At 72.8% G+C, this 16,675-nt stretch carries 16 protein-coding genes; 12 read left to right on the top strand and 4 right to left on the bottom strand.

Translation table 11 applies throughout. The annotated features are described in order from the left end of the window. Positions 1 to 103 precede the first annotated feature (103 nt). The 3 genes from NOCA_RS18235 to NOCA_RS18225 all read left to right on the top strand — a co-directional run bounded on the left by NOCA_RS18235 (position 104) and on the right by NOCA_RS18225 (position 3,095). Positions 104 to 1,669 (top strand): HD domain-containing phosphohydrolase, encoded by a 1,566-nt coding sequence (locus NOCA_RS18235; protein ID WP_041546661.1) that lies wholly within the window; start codon positions 104 to 106, stop codon positions 1,667 to 1,669. A gap of 273 nt (positions 1,670 to 1,942) precedes the next feature. Next, complete coding sequence (locus NOCA_RS18230) at positions 1,943 to 2,305, top strand: DsrE family protein (RefSeq protein WP_041546660.1); 363 nt, start codon at positions 1,943 to 1,945, stop codon at positions 2,303 to 2,305. A gap of 1 nt (position 2,306) precedes the next feature. Further along, on the top strand, positions 2,307 to 3,095 hold the full coding sequence (locus NOCA_RS18225; protein ID WP_041546659.1) for a methyltransferase domain-containing protein: 789 nt from the start codon (positions 2,307 to 2,309) through the stop codon (positions 3,093 to 3,095). 35 nt (positions 3,096 to 3,130) lie between these two features. Here the strand turns inward: NOCA_RS18225 and NOCA_RS18220 are convergent, their stop codons facing one another. Next, positions 3,131 to 4,237: a helix-turn-helix domain-containing protein gene (locus tag NOCA_RS18220; RefSeq protein WP_011756743.1), complete on the bottom strand. Its 1,107-nt coding sequence runs from the start codon at positions 4,235 to 4,237 to the stop codon at positions 3,131 to 3,133. 115 nt (positions 4,238 to 4,352) lie between these two features. On the opposite strand from NOCA_RS18220, the gene NOCA_RS18215 reads away from it, so the two are divergent. Genes NOCA_RS18215 through NOCA_RS18200 form a run of 4 tightly spaced genes read left to right on the top strand, consistent with a single transcriptional unit; the run spans position 4,353 to position 8,759 of the window. Next, the gene (locus NOCA_RS18215) at positions 4,353 to 6,119 is read left to right on the top strand and encodes a thiamine pyrophosphate-binding protein (RefSeq protein ID WP_011756742.1); all 1,767 of its coding nucleotides are present in this window, start codon (positions 4,353 to 4,355) and stop codon (positions 6,117 to 6,119) included. 6 nt (positions 6,120 to 6,125) lie between these two features. Next, a complete protein-coding gene (locus NOCA_RS18210; protein WP_011756741.1) occupies positions 6,126 to 7,070 on the top strand; it encodes an SDR family oxidoreductase in 945 nt (314 codons plus the stop codon). Position 7,071: 1 nt separating this feature from the next. Then, on the top strand, positions 7,072 to 7,812 hold the full coding sequence (locus tag NOCA_RS18205; RefSeq protein WP_011756740.1) for an SDR family NAD(P)-dependent oxidoreductase: 741 nt from the start codon (positions 7,072 to 7,074) through the stop codon (positions 7,810 to 7,812). Then, a complete protein-coding gene (locus NOCA_RS18200; protein WP_011756739.1) occupies positions 7,809 to 8,759 on the top strand; it encodes a bile acid:sodium symporter family protein in 951 nt (316 codons plus the stop codon). Before NOCA_RS18205 ends, NOCA_RS18200 begins: the two co-directional genes overlap by 4 nt. A 40-nt stretch (positions 8,760 to 8,799) precedes the next feature. Here NOCA_RS18200 and NOCA_RS18195 read toward each other — a convergent pair whose 3' ends face one another. Next, positions 8,800 to 9,903, bottom strand: coding sequence for an LCP family protein (locus NOCA_RS18195; protein WP_049774400.1), 1,104 nt, complete (start codon positions 9,901 to 9,903; stop codon positions 8,800 to 8,802). A 303-nt stretch (positions 9,904 to 10,206) separates the two neighbouring features. Here NOCA_RS18195 and NOCA_RS18190 point away from each other — a divergent pair, with 303 nt between their 5' ends. Then, on the top strand, positions 10,207 to 11,691 hold the full coding sequence (locus tag NOCA_RS18190) for an AlkA N-terminal domain-containing protein (protein ID WP_011756737.1): 1,485 nt from the start codon (positions 10,207 to 10,209) through the stop codon (positions 11,689 to 11,691). 1 nt (position 11,692) lies between these two features. After that, positions 11,693 to 12,172, top strand: coding sequence for a methylated-DNA--[protein]-cysteine S-methyltransferase (locus NOCA_RS18185; RefSeq protein WP_011756736.1), 480 nt, complete (start codon positions 11,693 to 11,695; stop codon positions 12,170 to 12,172). Between the two features lie 63 nt (positions 12,173 to 12,235). Here NOCA_RS18185 and NOCA_RS18180 read toward each other — a convergent pair whose 3' ends face one another. Beyond that, positions 12,236 to 12,958 (bottom strand): IclR family transcriptional regulator, encoded by a 723-nt coding sequence (locus NOCA_RS18180; RefSeq protein WP_011756735.1) that lies wholly within the window; start codon positions 12,956 to 12,958, stop codon positions 12,236 to 12,238. Positions 12,959 to 13,070: 112 nt separating this feature from the next. Here NOCA_RS18180 and leuC point away from each other — a divergent pair, with 112 nt between their 5' ends. The 3 genes from leuC (at position 13,071) to NOCA_RS18165 (ending at position 15,935) form a co-directional block, all read left to right on the top strand. Further along, positions 13,071 to 14,486: a 3-isopropylmalate dehydratase large subunit gene (gene leuC, locus NOCA_RS18175; RefSeq protein WP_011756734.1), complete on the top strand. Its 1,416-nt coding sequence runs from the start codon at positions 13,071 to 13,073 to the stop codon at positions 14,484 to 14,486. 1 nt (position 14,487) lies between these two features. Further along, a complete protein-coding gene (gene leuD, locus NOCA_RS18170) occupies positions 14,488 to 15,096 on the top strand; it encodes a 3-isopropylmalate dehydratase small subunit (protein ID WP_011756733.1) in 609 nt (202 codons plus the stop codon). Between the two features lie 230 nt (positions 15,097 to 15,326). Then, positions 15,327 to 15,935, top strand: a complete 609-nt coding sequence (locus tag NOCA_RS18165) for an HU family DNA-binding protein (RefSeq protein WP_011756732.1) — start codon at positions 15,327 to 15,329, stop codon at positions 15,933 to 15,935. 68 nt (positions 15,936 to 16,003) lie between these two features. On the opposite strand, the gene cofC is transcribed toward NOCA_RS18165, so the two are convergent. Next, positions 16,004 to 16,639 carry a 2-phospho-L-lactate guanylyltransferase gene (gene cofC / locus NOCA_RS18160; RefSeq protein WP_011756731.1) on the bottom strand — a complete coding sequence of 212 codons (636 nt, stop codon included), beginning with the start codon at positions 16,637 to 16,639 and terminating at the stop codon, positions 16,004 to 16,006. Positions 16,640 to 16,675 lie beyond the last annotated feature (36 nt).

The raw sequence follows: 16,675 nt of genomic DNA, 5'->3' as shown, positions 1-16,675 counted from the left end.
CACGACGACACCGGAGGCCGCGGCGAGGGCACCCCGGCGTCACCCGCACCCGTCCTCTCGTCGTGGATGGCCGCGCCCGCCTGGGCGCCGTACGCTGAGCGTCGTGGAGCGGGAGGCCGACGACTCGGGCGTGACGCTGGCGGAGCTGTTGGCCGCGTACTCGCTGGCGACCGACCTCGGCCTCGGCCAGCCGATGGAGCACCTGCTCCGATCGTGGCGGATCGCCGCCCGACTCGGCACCCACGTCGGACTCCCCGATGGCGAGCAGGCGGCCCTGTTCTACGTCGCGATGCTCTCGTGGGTGGGCTGCGTCGCGGACGCACCGGAGGTCGCGGCCACCTTCGGGGACGACATCTCCTTCCGCTCCGACAGCTACGACGTCGACCTCGGGGGAATGGCGGCGTACCGCTTCTTCCTGGGCCACGCGGGGGCCGGCGCCTCGGCGACGGCGCGCGCGAGGGTGGTCGCCACGCTCCTGGCCACCGGCGGTCGCCGCGTCATGCGCGGCATCCAGGCCCACTGCCTGATCACGTCCACACTGGCCGAGCGGCTCGGTCTCGACGACGCCGTGTCGGCGGCGGTGCGGCAGTTCTTCGCGCGCTGGGACGGCCAGGGCGTCCCGCCGCACGTCGGCGGGGAGGACCTGTCGCCCTGGGTCCGGCTCTTCCACGTCGGCGACATCACCGAGGTGTACCACCGCAACGGCGGCGTGGAGGCCGCGGTCCGGGTCGCGCGGGAGCGCCGAGGACGGCAGTTCGACCCGGCTCTCGCCGACGCCTTCTGCGAGATCGCACCAGAAGTCCTGCCTGCTCTCGGCGAGGACGACGACCTCCGTGGCATGCTCGCCGACGAGCCCGCCCTGCGGCGCTGCCTGTCCGGGCCCGAGCTCGACGAGGCGCTGGCAGCGCTCGCCGACTTCACCGACCTGCGCTCACCGAACCGCGCCGGCCACTCCAGTGGCGTCGCCGAGCTCGCCGGGTCGGCCGCGTCGTGCCTCGGCCTTCCGGCCGTGGACGTGGCCGCGTCGCGACGAGCCGGGTACCTGCACGACATCGGGCTCCACGGTGTCCCGTCGACGATCCTGGACAAGCCGGGTGCCCTGTCCGCGACGGAGTGGGAACGGGTCCGGGTCAGCTCGTACTACACCGAGCGGGTGCTGGCGCAGCCGGCGCCACTCGCCAGGATCGGCGCGATCGCGTCGTACACGAACGAGCGGATGGACGGCAGCGGCTACCACCGGGGCGCGAGCGGGGCGTCGATCCCGATGGCGGGCCGGGTCCTGGCGGCGGCCTGCGCCTTGCGCACGCTGACCGAACCCCGGGTCGGGCGGCCGCCGAAGTCGGTGAAGGACGCTGCAACGGAGCTCCGCAGCGAGGTGCGCGCCGGCCGTCTGGACGTCGACGCCACCGATGCGGTCCTCTCCGCCGCAGGAGCAGGCGGCCGACGCAGGGTCGCCGGACCCGCCGGGCTGACCCAGCGCGAGGTCGAGGTCCTGGTCCTGATCGCGCGCGGCGTGGCGACCAACGAGGTCGCGGCGCGCCTCGGGGTGTCCCGCAAGACCGCGGCCACGCACATCGAGCGGATCTACGCCAAGACCGGCGCGTGCTCGCGCTCGACGGCGACCTTGTTCGCCCTGCGCAACGGCCTCCTCGACCCGCTCGCGACCTGAGCCTCGATCCACCGATTTCCGCCTGCTGCGCGCCACCATCTGGGCACGCTGGCTGCGTTGCCGACGCTCGATAGACGCCCTGGTATGCCTTCGCGCCGGACGCCTTGCCAGCGCACCCATCTGGTGACGCTCGCGACGCCGCAAATCGGTGGATCGAGGCTGAGGCGATCTCGCCATTTGTCGGGTGTTCGCCCGACGACACCTCCCGTCGGCGCGCCTAGCGTCGTGGCACTCGATCCGCCGCGATGCAAGCCCGATGCAAGGGAGTCCGTCATGAGCAAAGCAGTCATCAGCCTCACCACCGGCCTGGAGGATCCGGAGAAGGTCGTCGTCGCGTTCCTCGTCGCGGTCGGCGCTGCGGAGACCGGCCGCGAGACCCTGATGTTCCTGACCAAGGAGGCGGTCCGCCTGGCGGTCCCGGGGGTCGCCGTCGGGGTCGCCTGCGACGGCTGCCCCTCGATCGAGGAGCTGGTCAAGCGGTACGACGCCGCGGGTGGCCGGTACTACGTCTGCCCGATCTGCGTGAATGCCCGCCGGATCGATCCCGACGACCTCGTTCCTGGGGCGGAGATCAACGGCACCATCCCGATGTGGACCTGGATCGGCGACGAGCCGGCCACGACGTTCAGCTACTGACATGGCCACCCCGACGACCCCGGCGACGCGCCGGCTCGACACGACCGAGCTCGAGGCGCGCGTCAAGGCGATGTACGAGGAGGTCGCGCTCACGCCGGAGCGCGAGTTCCACTTCGAGACCGGGCGGCGGCTGGCCGAGCACCTCGGCTACCCCGCGCCGGACCTGGACGCCATCCCCGCGGAGGCGATCGACTCGTTCGCCGGCGTCGGCTACTTCCTCGACCTCGCCGCGATCACGCCCGGCGAGGCCGTGCTGGACCTCGGCAGCGGCTCCGGGACCGACAGCCTCCTGGCCGCCGTCGCCACCGGACCGGGCGGCGCCGTCGTCGGGGTCGACATGACCGCGGCCCAGCTCGCGAAGGCGACCAGGCTCGCGGAGTCGGCCGGGCTCGCCCACGCCTCGTTCCTGGAGGCCTACATCGAGCACCCACCGGTCGTGCCAGGGTCCATCGACGTCGTGATCTCCAACGGCGTGGTGAACCTGTCCCCGGACAAGCCCGCGGTGTTCGCTTCCGCTGCCGCCGCCCTGCGGCCCGGCGGGCGCCTGGCGCTCGCCGACATCGTCACCGCCACCCGGCTCCCCGACGGCGTGACGTGTGACGCCTCGCTGTGGGCCGCGTGCATCGGGGGCGCCGCCCAGCGCGACGACTACCTGGCGCTGATCGGGGCGGCCGGATTCGCCGTGGAGACGGTCCGCGAGAACGACTACCGGTTCGTCTCCGAGCGAGCCGCCGGCGCGACCGCGACCTACGGCGTGCGGAGCATCAGCCTGCTGGCTCGGCGTCGCTGACCCGCGCCAGGGCGACAGGCGACCGGCTGTGCCGGTCAGGTGCGCCGCGCCTGCCAGGTGACGCACAGCCACCACAGGTCGACGGCCTGGAACGGGTCGCGGGGGTCCAACCCGGTCGCCGCGGTGAGCGCGGCGACCCGGTTGCGCACGGTGTTCGCGTGCACGTACTCCGCGCGCGCGGCTCGCTCCGCGTCGCAGCCGCACTGGAGCCAGGCCCGCACGGTCGCCACGGTGTGGTCGGCGACCCGGCCGAGGCCGTCGACGGCCGCGGCGTGGCGCTCGACGAGCAGCGCGGCGAGGTCGCCGCGGTCCTGCTGGGCGGCGAGGGTGGCGACCTCGGCCACGCCGACGGTGCCGGTGCGCCCCCGCGCCTGCGCGGCCCGTGCGGCCGCCGCCGCCAGCCGCCGCAGGGTCGCGGCCTCCTCCGGCCGGCCCGGTCCGGCGACGCCCACCGGGCCCGGGGCGCCCGCGAGCCCGCCGGGCAGCCGGCCGACCACGGCGATGGTCTCGGCCTCGGTGTCGGTGACGACGCCGACCCGGGCCCGGCGTACGGCGGCGGTGAGGCCGGCCAGGTCGGGGTGCGGTGCCACGAGGACGTGCACGCCGGTGGCGGGCAGCCCCGCCGCGGCGGCGGCCAGTGACGCTGCGGAGCCGCCCTGGAGGAGCCGCCGTACCGTGTCGGCATCGGTGTCGATCGCGCGCTCGGTCGCCTCGACGGTGCGGTGCGCCTGGAGCAGCCGCGCCCGCACCTCCTGCGCCCAGTCGTCGTAGAGCTCACGGGCGTCCAGGACCAGCGCCGGCTCCACGCCCGACTGCGCGGCCGCGACCTTGGCGCGCGCCCAGATCCGGCGCTCGGCGACGTGGATGGCCGAGAGCACGGCATGGATGGGCACGCCCTGCCGGGCCCGGGTGACGGCGAGGTCCTCGACGAAGGACAGCTCGGCCTCGGTCGGTCCGCGCCGGGAGGCGATCGCCCGGGTCGCGGCGGCCAGCAGGGCCCGCGTGTGCCGGGCGACGTCGGAGGCCTCGAGGCCGGAGATCTCGCGGATCGACGCGCGCACCTCCTCGACGACGTCGTCGATCAGGTCGGGCGCGGCGACCACCCGCTCGATGAGGTCGGCGATGGAATCCCACTTGGACACGGGGACAGTCTGGATTGTGGCGCGTCACAACGGAAGGGGACTTCTGAGGCGGAGGAACAGTACGGCAGCCGTGAGCGACCCCTATCTTGTGGGCACAGCCACAAGAGGAGGAGTCATGGCCAAGGGCCTGACCGGTGGTCAGCTGATCGCCAAGATGCTGGCGGCCGAGGCGGTCGACCAGGTGTTCGGGATCATCGACGGCACGTACTTCGGGCTCTACCGGGCGCTGGGCGACGAGGGCATCACGCTGCACTCCCCGCGCCACGAGGCGGCCGCGGCGCACATGGCGGGCGCCTACGCCCGGGTCAGCGGACGGCTCGGGGTCTGCATGGCCTCCAACGGCCCCGGCGTCGCGAACGTGCTGCCCGGCGTCGCCGTCGAGCAGGGCGAGGGCAACCGGATCCTGCTGATCACCAGCGGCCGGCGGGTCGGCATCACCCACCCCGACCGCGGCGGCACCTACCAGAACTTCGACCAGACCGCCGTGACGGCGCCGATGGCCAAGTGGTCCTGCCACGTGCCGAGCGCCGACCGACTGCCCGAGATCCTGCGGCGGGCGCTGCGGGTGAGCTTCAGCGGCCGGCCGGGCGTGGTGCACGTCGACGTCCCCGAGAACATCGTCAACCAGCCGACCGGCCTCGACGCCGGGGCGGTGCGGGCGCCGGAGTCCTACCGGCGTACGACGCCGCTGCAGCCCGACCCGGTCCTCGTCGAGAAGGCCGCGCAGCTGCTCGTCGAGGCCGAGTGGCCGATGATCCACGCCGGCTCCGGGGTCTACCACGCCGGCGCGGAAGCCGAGCTCGCGCGGCTGGCCGGCCTGCTCGCCGCACCGGTGACCACCAGCTGGGCGGCCCGCGGCGCACTGTCGGAGGCCCGGCCCGAGGCCATCCCGATGACGGCACTGGGCGTCAACGACGAGGTCCGCAACGCCGCCGACGTGGCACTGGTCGTCGGCAGCCGGCTGGGGGAGACCGACTGGTGGGGCAAGGCGCCGAACTGGGCGCCGCCGGCGCTGCAGAGGACGATCCAGGTCGACGTCGACGACGAGCGGCTGGGTGTCAACAAGCCGGTCAGCCTGGCGATCCTGGCCGACGCCCGCGAGGCGCTCCGGGCCCTGGCCGACGCGGTGGAGCGGCGGACGGTCCCGGGGCTGGCCGCGCGCCGGGACCGGCTCGAGGTGTGGCGCGGCAAGGTCGCCGACGAGCGGGCGAAGCTCGCCAAGGCGGTCAAGCCCGGGAGCCCGGTCCACCCCGGTCACGTGCCGTCGGTCGCGCAGCAGGTGATGCCCGACGACACCGTGTGGGTCTTCGACGGCGGCAACACGGTCGTGTGGTCGAACTTCCACCACTCGGCCGACGTGCCGCGGACCATCCTGTCGACGTACAAGTTCGGCATGCTCGGCGCCGGCATGGGCCAGGCCCTCGGCGCCGCGGTCGCGGCGCCCGACCAGCGGGTCTGCGTGCTCATCGGCGACGGTGCGTTCGGCATGCACCCGACCGAGGTCGAGAGCGCGGTGCGCCTCGGGCTGCCCATCGTCTACGTGGTCCTGGTCGACGGCGCGTGGGGCATGGTCAAGATGAGCCAGCAGATCCAGGCCCGCCCGATCGCGACGGTGGCGCACAAGATGCTGACCAACACCACGCTGCCGGCGGACCAGATCGTGTACGCCGACTTCGCGCCCTGCCGCTACGACCTGATGGGCGAGGCGATGGGAGCCCACGGCGAGCTGGTGACCGACTCGGCCGACCTGCCGGCCGCGCTGGAGCGGGCCCGCGACTGCGGCCGCGCCGCCGTGGTGCAGGTGCACGTCGACCAGGTCGAGCACCTCTGGGCGCCGGGCCTGCAAGCGTTCAAGAAGATGCACCAGGAGCCGAAGGGCTGACCCGCGATGACCGTCCTCGTGACCGGTGGCACCGGCTACCTCGGCTCCCTCGTCGTGCGCCGGCTGGCCGACCGGGGGATCGGGACCGTGTCGGTCGACGTTCGTGACGCGCGCGACCCCGTCCCCGGGGTCACCTACGTGACCGCAGACCTGCGTGGGCTCGACCTGGCGCTTCTGATGGGTGAGCACGAGGTCGACGCGGTGGTGCACCTCGCGGCGATCGTGGAGCCCCCCAAGGGGATGTCCGAGGCGGAGCTCGAGGACATCGAGGTCGGCGGCACCCAGCGCGTGGTCGACGGCTGCCTGGCTGCGGGCGTCGGGCACCTGACCGTGACCAGCTCGGGCGCGGCGTACGGCTATCTCGCCCGCAACGACGGCCGCCTGCTCACCGAGGACCACCCGGTCCCCGGCAGCGACGAGTTCGCGTACTCCCGGCACAAGGCCGCCGTCGAGGCGCTGCTCGCGGGGGCCCGTCGGCTGCATCCCGAGCTCGGGCAGCTGGTGCTGCGTCCGGGGACCATCCTCGGCGCGCACACCGACAACCAGATCACCGCGCTCTTCACGGGGCGGATCGTGATGACGCTCGCCGAGACCGACGGTCCGTTCACGTTCATCTGGGACGAGGACGTGGCCGACATCGTCGTGGCCGGCGTGCTGGCCCGGCGCACCGGGACCTACAACCTCGCGGGCGACGGCGTGATGACGCTGCGCGACATCGCCGCGGTGGAGGGCACCCGCGTCGTGGCGGTGCCGGCCGTGGTCGTGCGGACCGCGCTGGCCGCGATGAAGCGGCTCGGGGTCGGCCGCTACGGCCCCGAGCAGGTGGAGTTCCTGCTGCACCGCCCGGTGCTCGACAACAGCCGGCTGCGCCGCGACTTCCCGGGGCTCCCGACCCTGACGACCCGCGAGACCTACGAGGTCTTCCGCCAGGGCCGGTCGGGACGGGGCTGACGTGGCGACCGGATCGGCGGGGGTGGCGATGGTGACCGGCGCGAGCGGCCGGATCGGCCGGCACGTCGTCGACCGGCTGATCGAGCGCGGGTACGCCGTGCAGGGGCTCGACCTGGCACCCGGTCCGCACACCCGGGTCTGCGACCTCGCCGACGAGGACGCGGTCCGCGCGGCGCTGGGCGACCTGCCGCGGCTGGACCTGCTCGTGCTCTGCGCCGGCCTGTCCGCGATCGGGACCGTCGACGACCACGATCTCGCCACCCACCGGCGGGTCATGGACGGCACCCACTTCTCGGCCGTGGGGCCGCTGCTGGCCGCGTTGCCGGCGTTGCGGCGGGCCCGGGGCACCGTGGTGCTGGTGGGGTCGGTGGCGGGCTTCGCGCCCGTGCTCGGCCGCCCGGCGTACGTCGCCGCCAAGAACGCGGTCACCGGCCTGTTCACCGCGCTGCGTCCCGAGCTGGCTGCCCAAGGGGTGCGCGTCGTGGTCGTGCACCCGACGTTCGTCACCGGCGGCATGGGGGTGGCCGACCAGGCCGGGTACGACCGTCGCACGACCGCCGGCGCCGAGCTCACGCCGGAGCAGGTGGCCGACGCCATCGTCGATGCGGCCGAGGGACGGCGCGACGTCGTCCTCGTGGGTCGCACGGCCCGCCTGGCCTGGGCGGTGAGCAGGCACGCCCCTCGGACCTACACCCGCCTGATGACCCGTCGGCTGCGCGCCGGGACAGGAGAGAACCCGTGAATGACCCGTTGCTGTCCCTGGTCGCGATGGCCGACAACGTCGACGACATCAAGATCGCGTTCGACGAGAGCTCCCGGATGCTGCTGCGCGTCATCATCGCCTGCATCCTGTTCGGCATCGCGCTCGACACGACCCTCGACGACTTCAGGCGGGCGGCGCGGCGGCCGAAGGCGATCGCCGTTGGCGTGGGCGCGCAGTTCCTGATCCTGCCGGCCATCACGTTCGTGCTCACCCTGCTGCTCGGGGTGGGCGGGTCGGTCGCACTCGGCATGATCCTGGTCGCGTGCTGCCCGCCGGGCAACGTCTCCAACATCGTGACCCACCAGGCCCGCGGCGACGTCGCGCTGTCGGTGTCGATGACGGCGGTCAGCAACCTGCTCGCGATCGTGCTGATGCCGCTCAACTTCGCGCTCTGGGGCAACCTGCACCCGACCGGCGGCCCGATGATGCGCTCGATCGACCTCGACGTGGTCGACATGCTGATCGAGGTCCTCGTGGTGATCGGCCTCCCGTTCGTGCTCGGCATCACGGCGGCCCACCTGTGGCCCCGGGTCGCCTCCCGCTCCGGGAAGGTCGTGGGCCCGCTCGCGTTCGCGGCCCTGGGGCTGCTGATCCTGCTGGCGCTCGCGAAGAACTTCGACCTCTTCCTCACCTGGATCGGCGTGGTCGCGATCGCGGTCCTCCTCCACGACGCGCTCGCGCTCGGCCTCGGCTACGCGATCGCCCGGGTGTTCCGGCTGCCCGGCGACGCGACGAAGGCGATGACGTTCGAGGTCGGCGTGCGCAACGCCGGGCTGGGCCTGCTGCTGGTGTTCAGCTTCTTCGACGGCCTCGGCGGGATGGCGCTGGTCGCCGCCTGGTGGGGGATCTGGGACATCATCGCCGCACTGGCCGTCGCGCGCGTGTGGCGTGCTCGAACCCGCACGCCGGTCCCGGCCCGAGGGTGAGCGCAGGGCGCGGCTGGGACCGCCCCGGGCCGCCCAACCGTCAGGCGCACAGCCCGTTGGCGAGCCGTTCCTTCGCGTCCGGGTCGTTCGGGTCGCCGCCGAGGTCGCCGACCTTGTCGTCGGCCGAGATCGCGCCCTTGGCGAACTTGCCGAGCGGCTGGTCGTGCTGGATCAGCTCCCACAGCTGCTTCGCGTCCGGGGCGAACTGGAGCCGGTTGGGGTCGGCGGGGTACTCCTCGACCGGCACGGTCACGAACTTGATCTTCTTCAGGTCCGCGCCCTTGAACTGCTGGGCCAGGTCGACCAGCTTGCCGAGGCTCGCGAGGTCCTTGTCGACCTGGATCGACTTGGTCGCGGCGTCGAGGAAGTTGTAGAGCCGGTTCGGCATCGTGAGCGTGTCGGCGGACATCACCCGCTTGACCATCGACGCGATGAACGCCTGCTGGCGCTTCATCCGGCCGAGGTCGGAGTTGGGGGAGAGCACGTGCCGCTCGCGCACGTAGCCGAGCGCGTCGCGGCCGGTCACGAGCTGGCGTCCGGCCTCGAGATGGATGCCGTAGGCGTCGACCGGCTTGGGGACGCAGACCTCCACGCCGTGCACGGCGTCGACCATGTCCTCGAACCCCGCGAAGTTCACGACGACGGTGTGATCGATGTGGATGCCCGTCACGTGCTCGACCTGGAGCACGGTGCACAGCGGACCACCGACCGCGAACGCCTCGTTGAAGATGACCGGGTCCTCCGCGGGAACGGTCTCGCCGTCCACCTCGCACGCAGGCCGGCTGACCATCGTGTCGCGCGCCAGGCTCAGCCCGTAGGTCTGCTCTCGGTCGGCCGAGACGTGCAGCAGGATCGTCGTGTCCGAGCCGCCCTCGCCGGCCTCCTGGTCGATGCCGCACCCGTCGCAGGCGCGGGTGTCCGAGCCCATCACGAGCACGTTGATCGGCTGGCGCGGCTCGTCGGCCACGTCCGCGGGCGGCTCGACGAGGTGCTGGATCGTCGGCAGCGTCTCGATGTTGCCGTTGAGGTGGCGATAGGCGAACACGACCGTCGCCCCGGTCACCACCGCCATCACCAGCTCGGCGACCAGGATGACCCGCAGGATGGTGCGGCGATGGTGATGAGGGGGCGGCGCGTCGGGCACGTCGGGGATCCTTCCAGAGGATTCCCGAGATCCACGGACGTCCAGCGTACGTGCGCGTCGGCGGACCGCCTTGTCCCAGTGCCGCGTCCCAGAAGTTCTTGGGCGCTTCGCGCCCACATGGCACGCACCTCGCTGCGTTGCCGACGCTTGCGAGACGAGCGGGTATGGCGGCGCGCCGGCGCCTTGCGATGCACCCACCCTGAGAACGCCAACCGTTCAACAACTTCCGAGACGCGCCACTAGGCTGACGGTCGTGTCCGATTCCCGCCAGATGTGGTCGGTGGCGTCGGTCAGGATGGTCCCATGACCGGCACCGAGACGCGCGACGATCGGCTGGACCGCGAGTCCTGCTATCGCGCCGTCAAGTCGCGCGACCGCCGGTTCGACGGCGTCTTCTACACCGCGGTCCGCACCACGGGGATCTACTGCCGGCCCTCGTGCCCGGCCCGGACCCCGGCGTACCAGAACGTCACGTTCCACCCGAGCGCGGCCTCCGCGCAGGCCGCGGGCTTCCGCGCCTGCAAGCGCTGCCTGCCGGACGCCACGCCCGGCAGCCCGGACTGGGACGTCGCGGCCACCGCCGCCGGCCGGGCGATGCGGCTGATCGCCGACGGTGTCGTGGACCGGGAGGGCGTCGACGGGCTGGCCCGCCGGGTCGGCTACACCCCCCGCCACCTCACCCGGATCCTCACCGCCGAGCTCGGCGCCGGCCCACTGGCGTTGGCGCGGGCCAAGCGGGCGCAGACCGCACGCGTGCTCATCGAGACGACCGAGCTGACCTACGCAGATGCCGCGTTCGCCTCCGGCTTCTCCAGCGTCCGGCAGTTCAACGACACGATCCGCGAGGTGTACGACGCGTCCCCGACCGACCTGCGCGGGCGGCGCGGCGGCCGCGCCGCCACCGGCACCGTCACGATGCGGTTGGCCGTGCGGACGCCGTACCACGGGTCGGCGCTGCTCGGCTTCCTCGCCACCCGCGCCGTGCCGGGCGTCGAAGCGGCGGGCGCGGACTGGTACGCGCGGACGCTCGCCCTGCCGCATGGCACCGGCACCGTCCGGCTGCAGGTGCCCGACGTCGTCCAGTCCGGGCTGACGGCGTTCGCGACCGCCACGTTCGTGCTCGACGACCTCCGCGACACCGCCGCCGCCACCGAGCGGGTGCGCCGGCTGCTGGACGCCGACTGCGACCCGGTGGCCGTCGCCGACGCCTTCACGGGCGATCCCGTCATCGGGCCGCTCGTGCGGGCCCGGCCGGGCCTGCGGGTGCCCGGCCACGTCGACGGCCACGAGATCGCGGTCCGCGCTGTGCTCGGCCAGCAGGTCAGCGTGGCCCGGGCCCGCACCCTCGCGGCGCGGCTCGTCGCGCAGCACGGACGCCCGGTGACGCGACCCGACGGCACGCTCACCCACCTGTTCCCGGACCCCGACGTGTTGGCCGGGCTGGCGCCCGAGGAGCTGCCGATGCCGCGCTCCCGCGGCCGGGCGCTGATCGCACTGTGCCACGCCGTCGCCTCCGGGGACATCGCGCTGGACCGCGGTCCCGACCGCGGGGACGTACGCCGGGCGCTGCTGGCCATCCCCGGGATCGGGCCGTGGACGGCCGACTACATCGCGCTCCGGGCGCTCGGCGATCCGGACGTCTTCCTGCCGACCGACGTCGGCATCCGCAACGCGCTCACCGGCCTCGGGCGGGACCCGTCGACGGCGGCGGACCTCGCTCGGCGTTGGTCGCCCTGGCGCTCCTACGCGCAGGTGTACCTCTGGCAGACCCTCAGCAAGGAGAACTGAGATGTGGACCGTGATGGACTCACCCGTCGGTGAGCTGCGGCTCGTCGAGCACAACGGCGCGATCACCGCGATCGAGTTCTCGCCGTTCCGCGACAACGACGGGCGGCCGCGCGGCGACCGCGGCGACGACCACCCGCTCCTCGTCGAGGCCGCCCGGCAGCTGCGTGCGTACTTCGACCGCGACCTCAAGGAGTTCGACCTGCCGCTCGCCCCTGCCGGCAGCGCGTTCCAGCAGCGGGTCTGGCACGAGCTGCTCGGCGTCGGGTGGGGCGAGACCGCGTCGTACGGCGAGATCGCCCACCGCCTCGGCATGACCAACGCGGCCTCGCGCGCCGTCGGCCTGGCGAACGGCCGCAACCCGATCCCGATCGTGATCCCGTGCCACCGGATCATCGGCGCCAACGGCACCCTGACCGGCTACGCCGGCGGCCTGCCGCGCAAGCAGCTGCTCCTCGAGCTCGAGCAGGATGCGCTGTTCTGAGCGCAGGTCGAGCGCGACGGAGCAGTCGGGACAGCGATGGCCCGGACGACCGAGCCCGATCCGCTACTCCGCGGCGGCTCGCCGTAGGGACTCGCTGAGCCGCTCGGCGGCGGCGAGGACCGCGGGCGCGTGCATCCGGCCGGGCTGGCGGGAGAGCCGCTCGAGCGGGCCGGAGACGGAGACGGCGGCGATCACCTTGCCGCCGGGGGAGCGGACGGGCGCGGAGACGGACGCCACGCCCTGCTCGCGCTCGCCGACCGACTGGGCCCAGCCGCGACGCCGGATCCCGGAGAGTGCGGCGGCGGAGAAGGCGGCGTTCTGCAGGCCCCGGTGCATCCGCTCGGGGTCCTCCCAGGCCAGCAGGATCTGGGCGGCCGACCCGGCCCGCATGGTCAGCTGCGAGCCGACCGGGATCGTGTCCCGCAGGCCGCTGGGGCGCTCGGCGGCGGCCACGCACACGCGATGCTCGCCCTGGCGGCGCCACAGCTGGGCGGACTCGCCGGTGATGTCGCGCAGCCGCGCGAGGACCGGTCCGGCGGTGGCGAGCAGACGATCCTCGCCGGCAGCGGCGGACAGCTCGGCGAGGCGGGGGCCGAGCACGAACCGGCCCTGCATGTCGCGGGCGACCAGGCGGTGGTGCTCGAGCGCCACGGCCAGCCGGTGTGCGGTCGGCCGGGCCAGTCCGGTGGCGGCGACCAGGCCCGCCAGCGTGGCCGGGCCGGACTCGAGGGCGGTGAGCACGAGGGCGGCCTTGTCGAGGACGCCCACTCCGCTGGAATTGTCCATATAGCAATACTGGCGTCTCAGATCATGGGATGCAAGCGCTAGGATCTGTGATGTTGTCGAACGAGGTGTCGCCGATCCGGGCGGGCACCGTGAGCTCACGAGGGAGAGCGCCATGGGCAGGACCTTGGCCGAGAAGGTCTGGGACGAGCATGTCGTCCGGTCGACACCGGGGGAGCCGGACCTCCTCTACATCGACCTGCACCTGATCCACGAGGTCACCTCCCCGCAGGCCTTCGACGGCCTCCGGCTCGCCGGCCGCACCGTGCGTCGCCCGGACCTCACGCTGGCCACCGAGGACCACAACGTCCCCACCCTCGACTGGGACAAGCCCATCGCCGACCCGGTCTCGAAGACCCAGGTCGACACGCTGCGCCGCAACGCCGCGGAGTTCGGAGTCCGGCTGCACCCCCTCGGCGACGTCGAGCAGGGCATCGTGCACGTCGTCGGCCCGCAGCTCGGGCTGACCCAGCCCGGGATGACGATCGTGTGCGGCGACAGCCACACCAGCACGCACGGAGCATTCGGCGCGATCGCGTTCGGGATCGGCACCTCGGAGGTCGAGCACGTCCTCGCCACGCAGACGCTGCCGCAGGCCAAGCCGAAGACGATGGCCGTCACGGTCGAGGGCAGCCTGCCCGACGGCGTGACCGCGAAGGACCTGGTGCTGACCCTGATCGCCCACACGGGCACCGGTGGCGGGCAGGGCTACATCGTCGAGTACCGCGGCCCGGCCATCGAGGAGCTCTCGATGGAGGGCCGGATGACCGTCTGCAACATGTCCATCGAGTGGGGGGCCAAGGCCGGCCTGATCGCCCCCGACCAGACGACGTTCGACTACATCGAGGGCCGGCCGGAGGCGCCGAAGGGCGCCGACTGGGACGCCGCCGTTGCGCACTGGAAGACGCTGGTCACCGACGCGGACGCGACGTTCGACAAGGAGATCGTGCTCGACGCGAGCACGATGACGCCGTTCGTCACCTGGGGCACCAATCCCGGCCAGGGCGTGCCGCTCGGGGGCAGCGTTCCGGACCCGGCGCAGTACGACGACCCCTCGGACCGGATCGCCGCTGAGAAGGCATGCGAGTACATGGGCCTCGAGGCCGGCACGCCGATGCGCGACATCAAGGTCGACACCGTCTTCATCGGCTCGTGCACCAACGGCCGGATCGAGGACCTGCGCGCGGCCGCGGAGATCATCAAGGGCCGCCAGGTCGACAAGTCCACCCGGCTGCTCGTCGTACCGGGCTCGGTGCGCGTGCGTCTCCAGGCCCAGGACGAGGGCCTCGACGTGATCTTCAAGGAGGCCGGCGGCGAGTGGCGCGGCGCGGGCTGCTCGATGTGCCTGGGCATGAACCCCGACACCCTGCAGCCCGGTGAGCGCAGCGCCTCGACGTCCAACCGCAACTTCGAGGGCCGCCAGGGCAAGGGCGGCCGCACCCACCTCGTGTCGGTGCCGGTCGCCGCCGCGACCGCGATCCGCGGCACCCTGTCCTCGCCCGCCGACCTCGAGCCCGTTGGGAGCAACTGAGATGGACAAGTTCACCACCCACACCGGCGTCGGGATCCCGCTGCGGCGCAGCAACGTCGACACCGACCAGATCATCCCGGCCGTCTACCTCAAGCGGGTCACCCGCACCGGCTTCGAGGACGGGCTGTTTGCGGCCTGGCGCAACGACCCGAGCTTCGTGCTCAACAACGAGGGGTACGCCGGGGCCTCGGTCCTCGTGGCCGGGCCGGACTTCGGCACCGGTTCGTCGCGCGAGCACGCCGTGTGGGCGCTGCAGAACTACGGCTTCAAGGTCGTGATCTCCCCGCGGTTCGCCGACATCTTCCGCGGCAACTCCGGCAAGGCGGGGCTGCTGGCCGCGCAGGTCGACGAGTCGGTCGTCCAGAAGATCTGGGACCTGCTCGACGAGCACCCTGGCACGGCCGTGACCGTCGACCTGGAGTCGCGGACCGTCCGGGCGGGCGAGGGGGTCGACGCGATCGAGGCCTCCTTCGACATCGACGACTACACCCGCTGGCGGCTGCTCGAAGGGCTCGACGACATCGGCATCACGCTCGGGCACGCCGACGCGATCGCGTCGTACGAGGCGACCCGACCGAGCTGGAGGCCGGCGACGATCCACGCGCACTGACGGCGCCACGAGAACATTCGAGAAGGGCGAATCCCCAAGCAGGCTTGGGGATTCGCCCTTTCCATAACCGCAATCCCGCTCTGCTGACCGGATTCCGGCGCCAGGAGAATCCGAAAAACACGCCGAAAAACGCGCGGTGGTGATTGTGACTGGCGCCGCGAATACCTAGCGTGCGTTGAAGAAAGTCGAGCACGGGCTCGACCACTTGTCGTTCATTGGAAGGGAAGACAGTGAACAAGTCAGAGTTCATCGACGCGCTGGCCGCGCGTTACGAGGGGAACCGCAAGGCCGCGGCCCACGCTCTCGAGTCCGTGCTGGACACGATCACCCGAGAGGTCGCGAAGGGCGAGAAGGTCGCCATCACGGGCTTCGGGTCGTTCGAGAAGCGGGTCCGTGAGGCGCGCTGGGTGCGGAACCCGCAGACCGGAGCGCGGATCAAGGCCAAGAAGACGGCGGTGCCGAAGTTCACGGCCGGAGCGGACCTCAAGAACGTCGTCTCGGGTGCCAAGAAGCTCCCGAAGCTGACCCTCGCCGCCGCCCCTGCGGCGGCGAAGAAGGCCACGGCGGCCGCCAAGAAGGCGGCTCCGGCCAAGAAGGCGGCGCCCGCCAAGAAGACGGCGGCGAAGTCGGCTCCGGCGAAGAAGACGGCCACCAAGGCCGTCGCCAAGAAGGCGCCCGCCAAGAAGGCTCCGGCCAAGAAGGCACCGGCAGCGAAGAAGGCTCCGGCGAAGAAGACCGCCACCAAGGCCGTCGCCAAGAAGGCGCCCGCCAAGAAGGCACCGGCCAAGAAGGCTCCGGCCAAGAAGGCTCCGGCGAAGAAGACCGCCAAGAAGGCCTGACACCGCACCACGGAGCGACGGGCCGCCATCCTCACGGGTGGCGGCCCGTCGTCACGTCCGGGCCGTCGTCACAGCTCGGGCAGCACGGCCACGGTGTGCGGCCCGACGCCGAGGGCGACGGCGGCCCGCAGATCGTCGAGGTCGTCGACGTCGCGGCGGACCGACGCGGCGACGTCCGCGAGCTCCAGCGCCCCGGCATCGAGGTGCGCGGCTCGCGACCCCGGGCCGAACCGCGGGTCGAACTCGCCGTGGGCCGCGGCGTACATCGTGGTCCCGACGCCGTCCGCGTCGGGCACGAACCACGGGTGTTGCGTCCGGGCCCGGGCCAGTGTCTCGTCGAGGTCCGTGGCGCGCAGCGCCGGCAGATCGGCGCACAATGCCACCGGTCGCAGCCCGGGCCAGCGCCGGGATGCCTCGGCTGCCGCCTGTCGCAGGGTCCCGTTGAGCGCACCGCTGACACCGTCCGGGACGGCGTCGGCTCCGAGCGCCGCGACGGCCGCGGACACCCGCACGTCGTCGGTGACCACCAGCACGCGGCCGACCCGAGCCGCATCGAGGCACGCGGCGACGGTGTCCAGCGCGAAGGCCTCCGCCAGCGCCCGCCGGGCCTGCGTGCCGAGGCCGGCGAGGCGCGACTTACCGACGGCCGGGGGCTTCACCGGCACCAGCGCGGCGTAGAGCTGATCGGGCGTCTGCTCGGACATCGCCCCGATCCTGTCAGGTCTCCCCGGAGGTGCGGC

The organism is Nocardioides sp. JS614, assembly GCF_000015265.1.
Classification (GTDB): Bacteria; Actinomycetota; Actinomycetes; order Propionibacteriales; family Nocardioidaceae; genus Nocardioides.
The sequence above is the reverse complement of the archived record's forward strand: the minus strand, read 5'-3'. Positions and strand labels throughout refer to the sequence as shown.

Bases quoted from the DNA above. Each gene is read 5' to 3' on its own strand.
- NOCA_RS18230 (WP_041546660.1), top strand. From the start codon at position 1,943: ATGAGCAAAGCAGTCATCAGCCTCACCACCGGCCTGGAGGATCCGGAG.
- NOCA_RS18225 (WP_041546659.1), top strand. From the start codon at position 2,307: ATGGCCACCCCGACGACCCCGGCGACGCGCCGGCTCGACACGACCGAG.
- NOCA_RS18215 (WP_011756742.1), top strand. From the start codon at position 4,353: ATGGCCAAGGGCCTGACCGGTGGTCAGCTGATCGCCAAGATGCTGGCG.
- NOCA_RS18210 (WP_011756741.1), top strand. From the start codon at position 6,126: ATGACCGTCCTCGTGACCGGTGGCACCGGCTACCTCGGCTCCCTCGTC.
- NOCA_RS18190 (WP_011756737.1), top strand. From the start codon at position 10,207: ATGACCGGCACCGAGACGCGCGACGATCGGCTGGACCGCGAGTCCTGC.
- NOCA_RS18185 (WP_011756736.1), top strand. From the start codon at position 11,693: ATGTGGACCGTGATGGACTCACCCGTCGGTGAGCTGCGGCTCGTCGAG.
- NOCA_RS18180 (WP_011756735.1), bottom strand. From the start codon at position 12,958: ATGGACAATTCCAGCGGAGTGGGCGTCCTCGACAAGGCCGCCCTCGTG.
- leuC (WP_011756734.1), top strand. From the start codon at position 13,071: ATGGGCAGGACCTTGGCCGAGAAGGTCTGGGACGAGCATGTCGTCCGG.
- leuD (WP_011756733.1), top strand. From the start codon at position 14,488: ATGGACAAGTTCACCACCCACACCGGCGTCGGGATCCCGCTGCGGCGC.
- cofC (WP_011756731.1), bottom strand. From the start codon at position 16,639: ATGTCCGAGCAGACGCCCGATCAGCTCTACGCCGCGCTGGTGCCGGTG.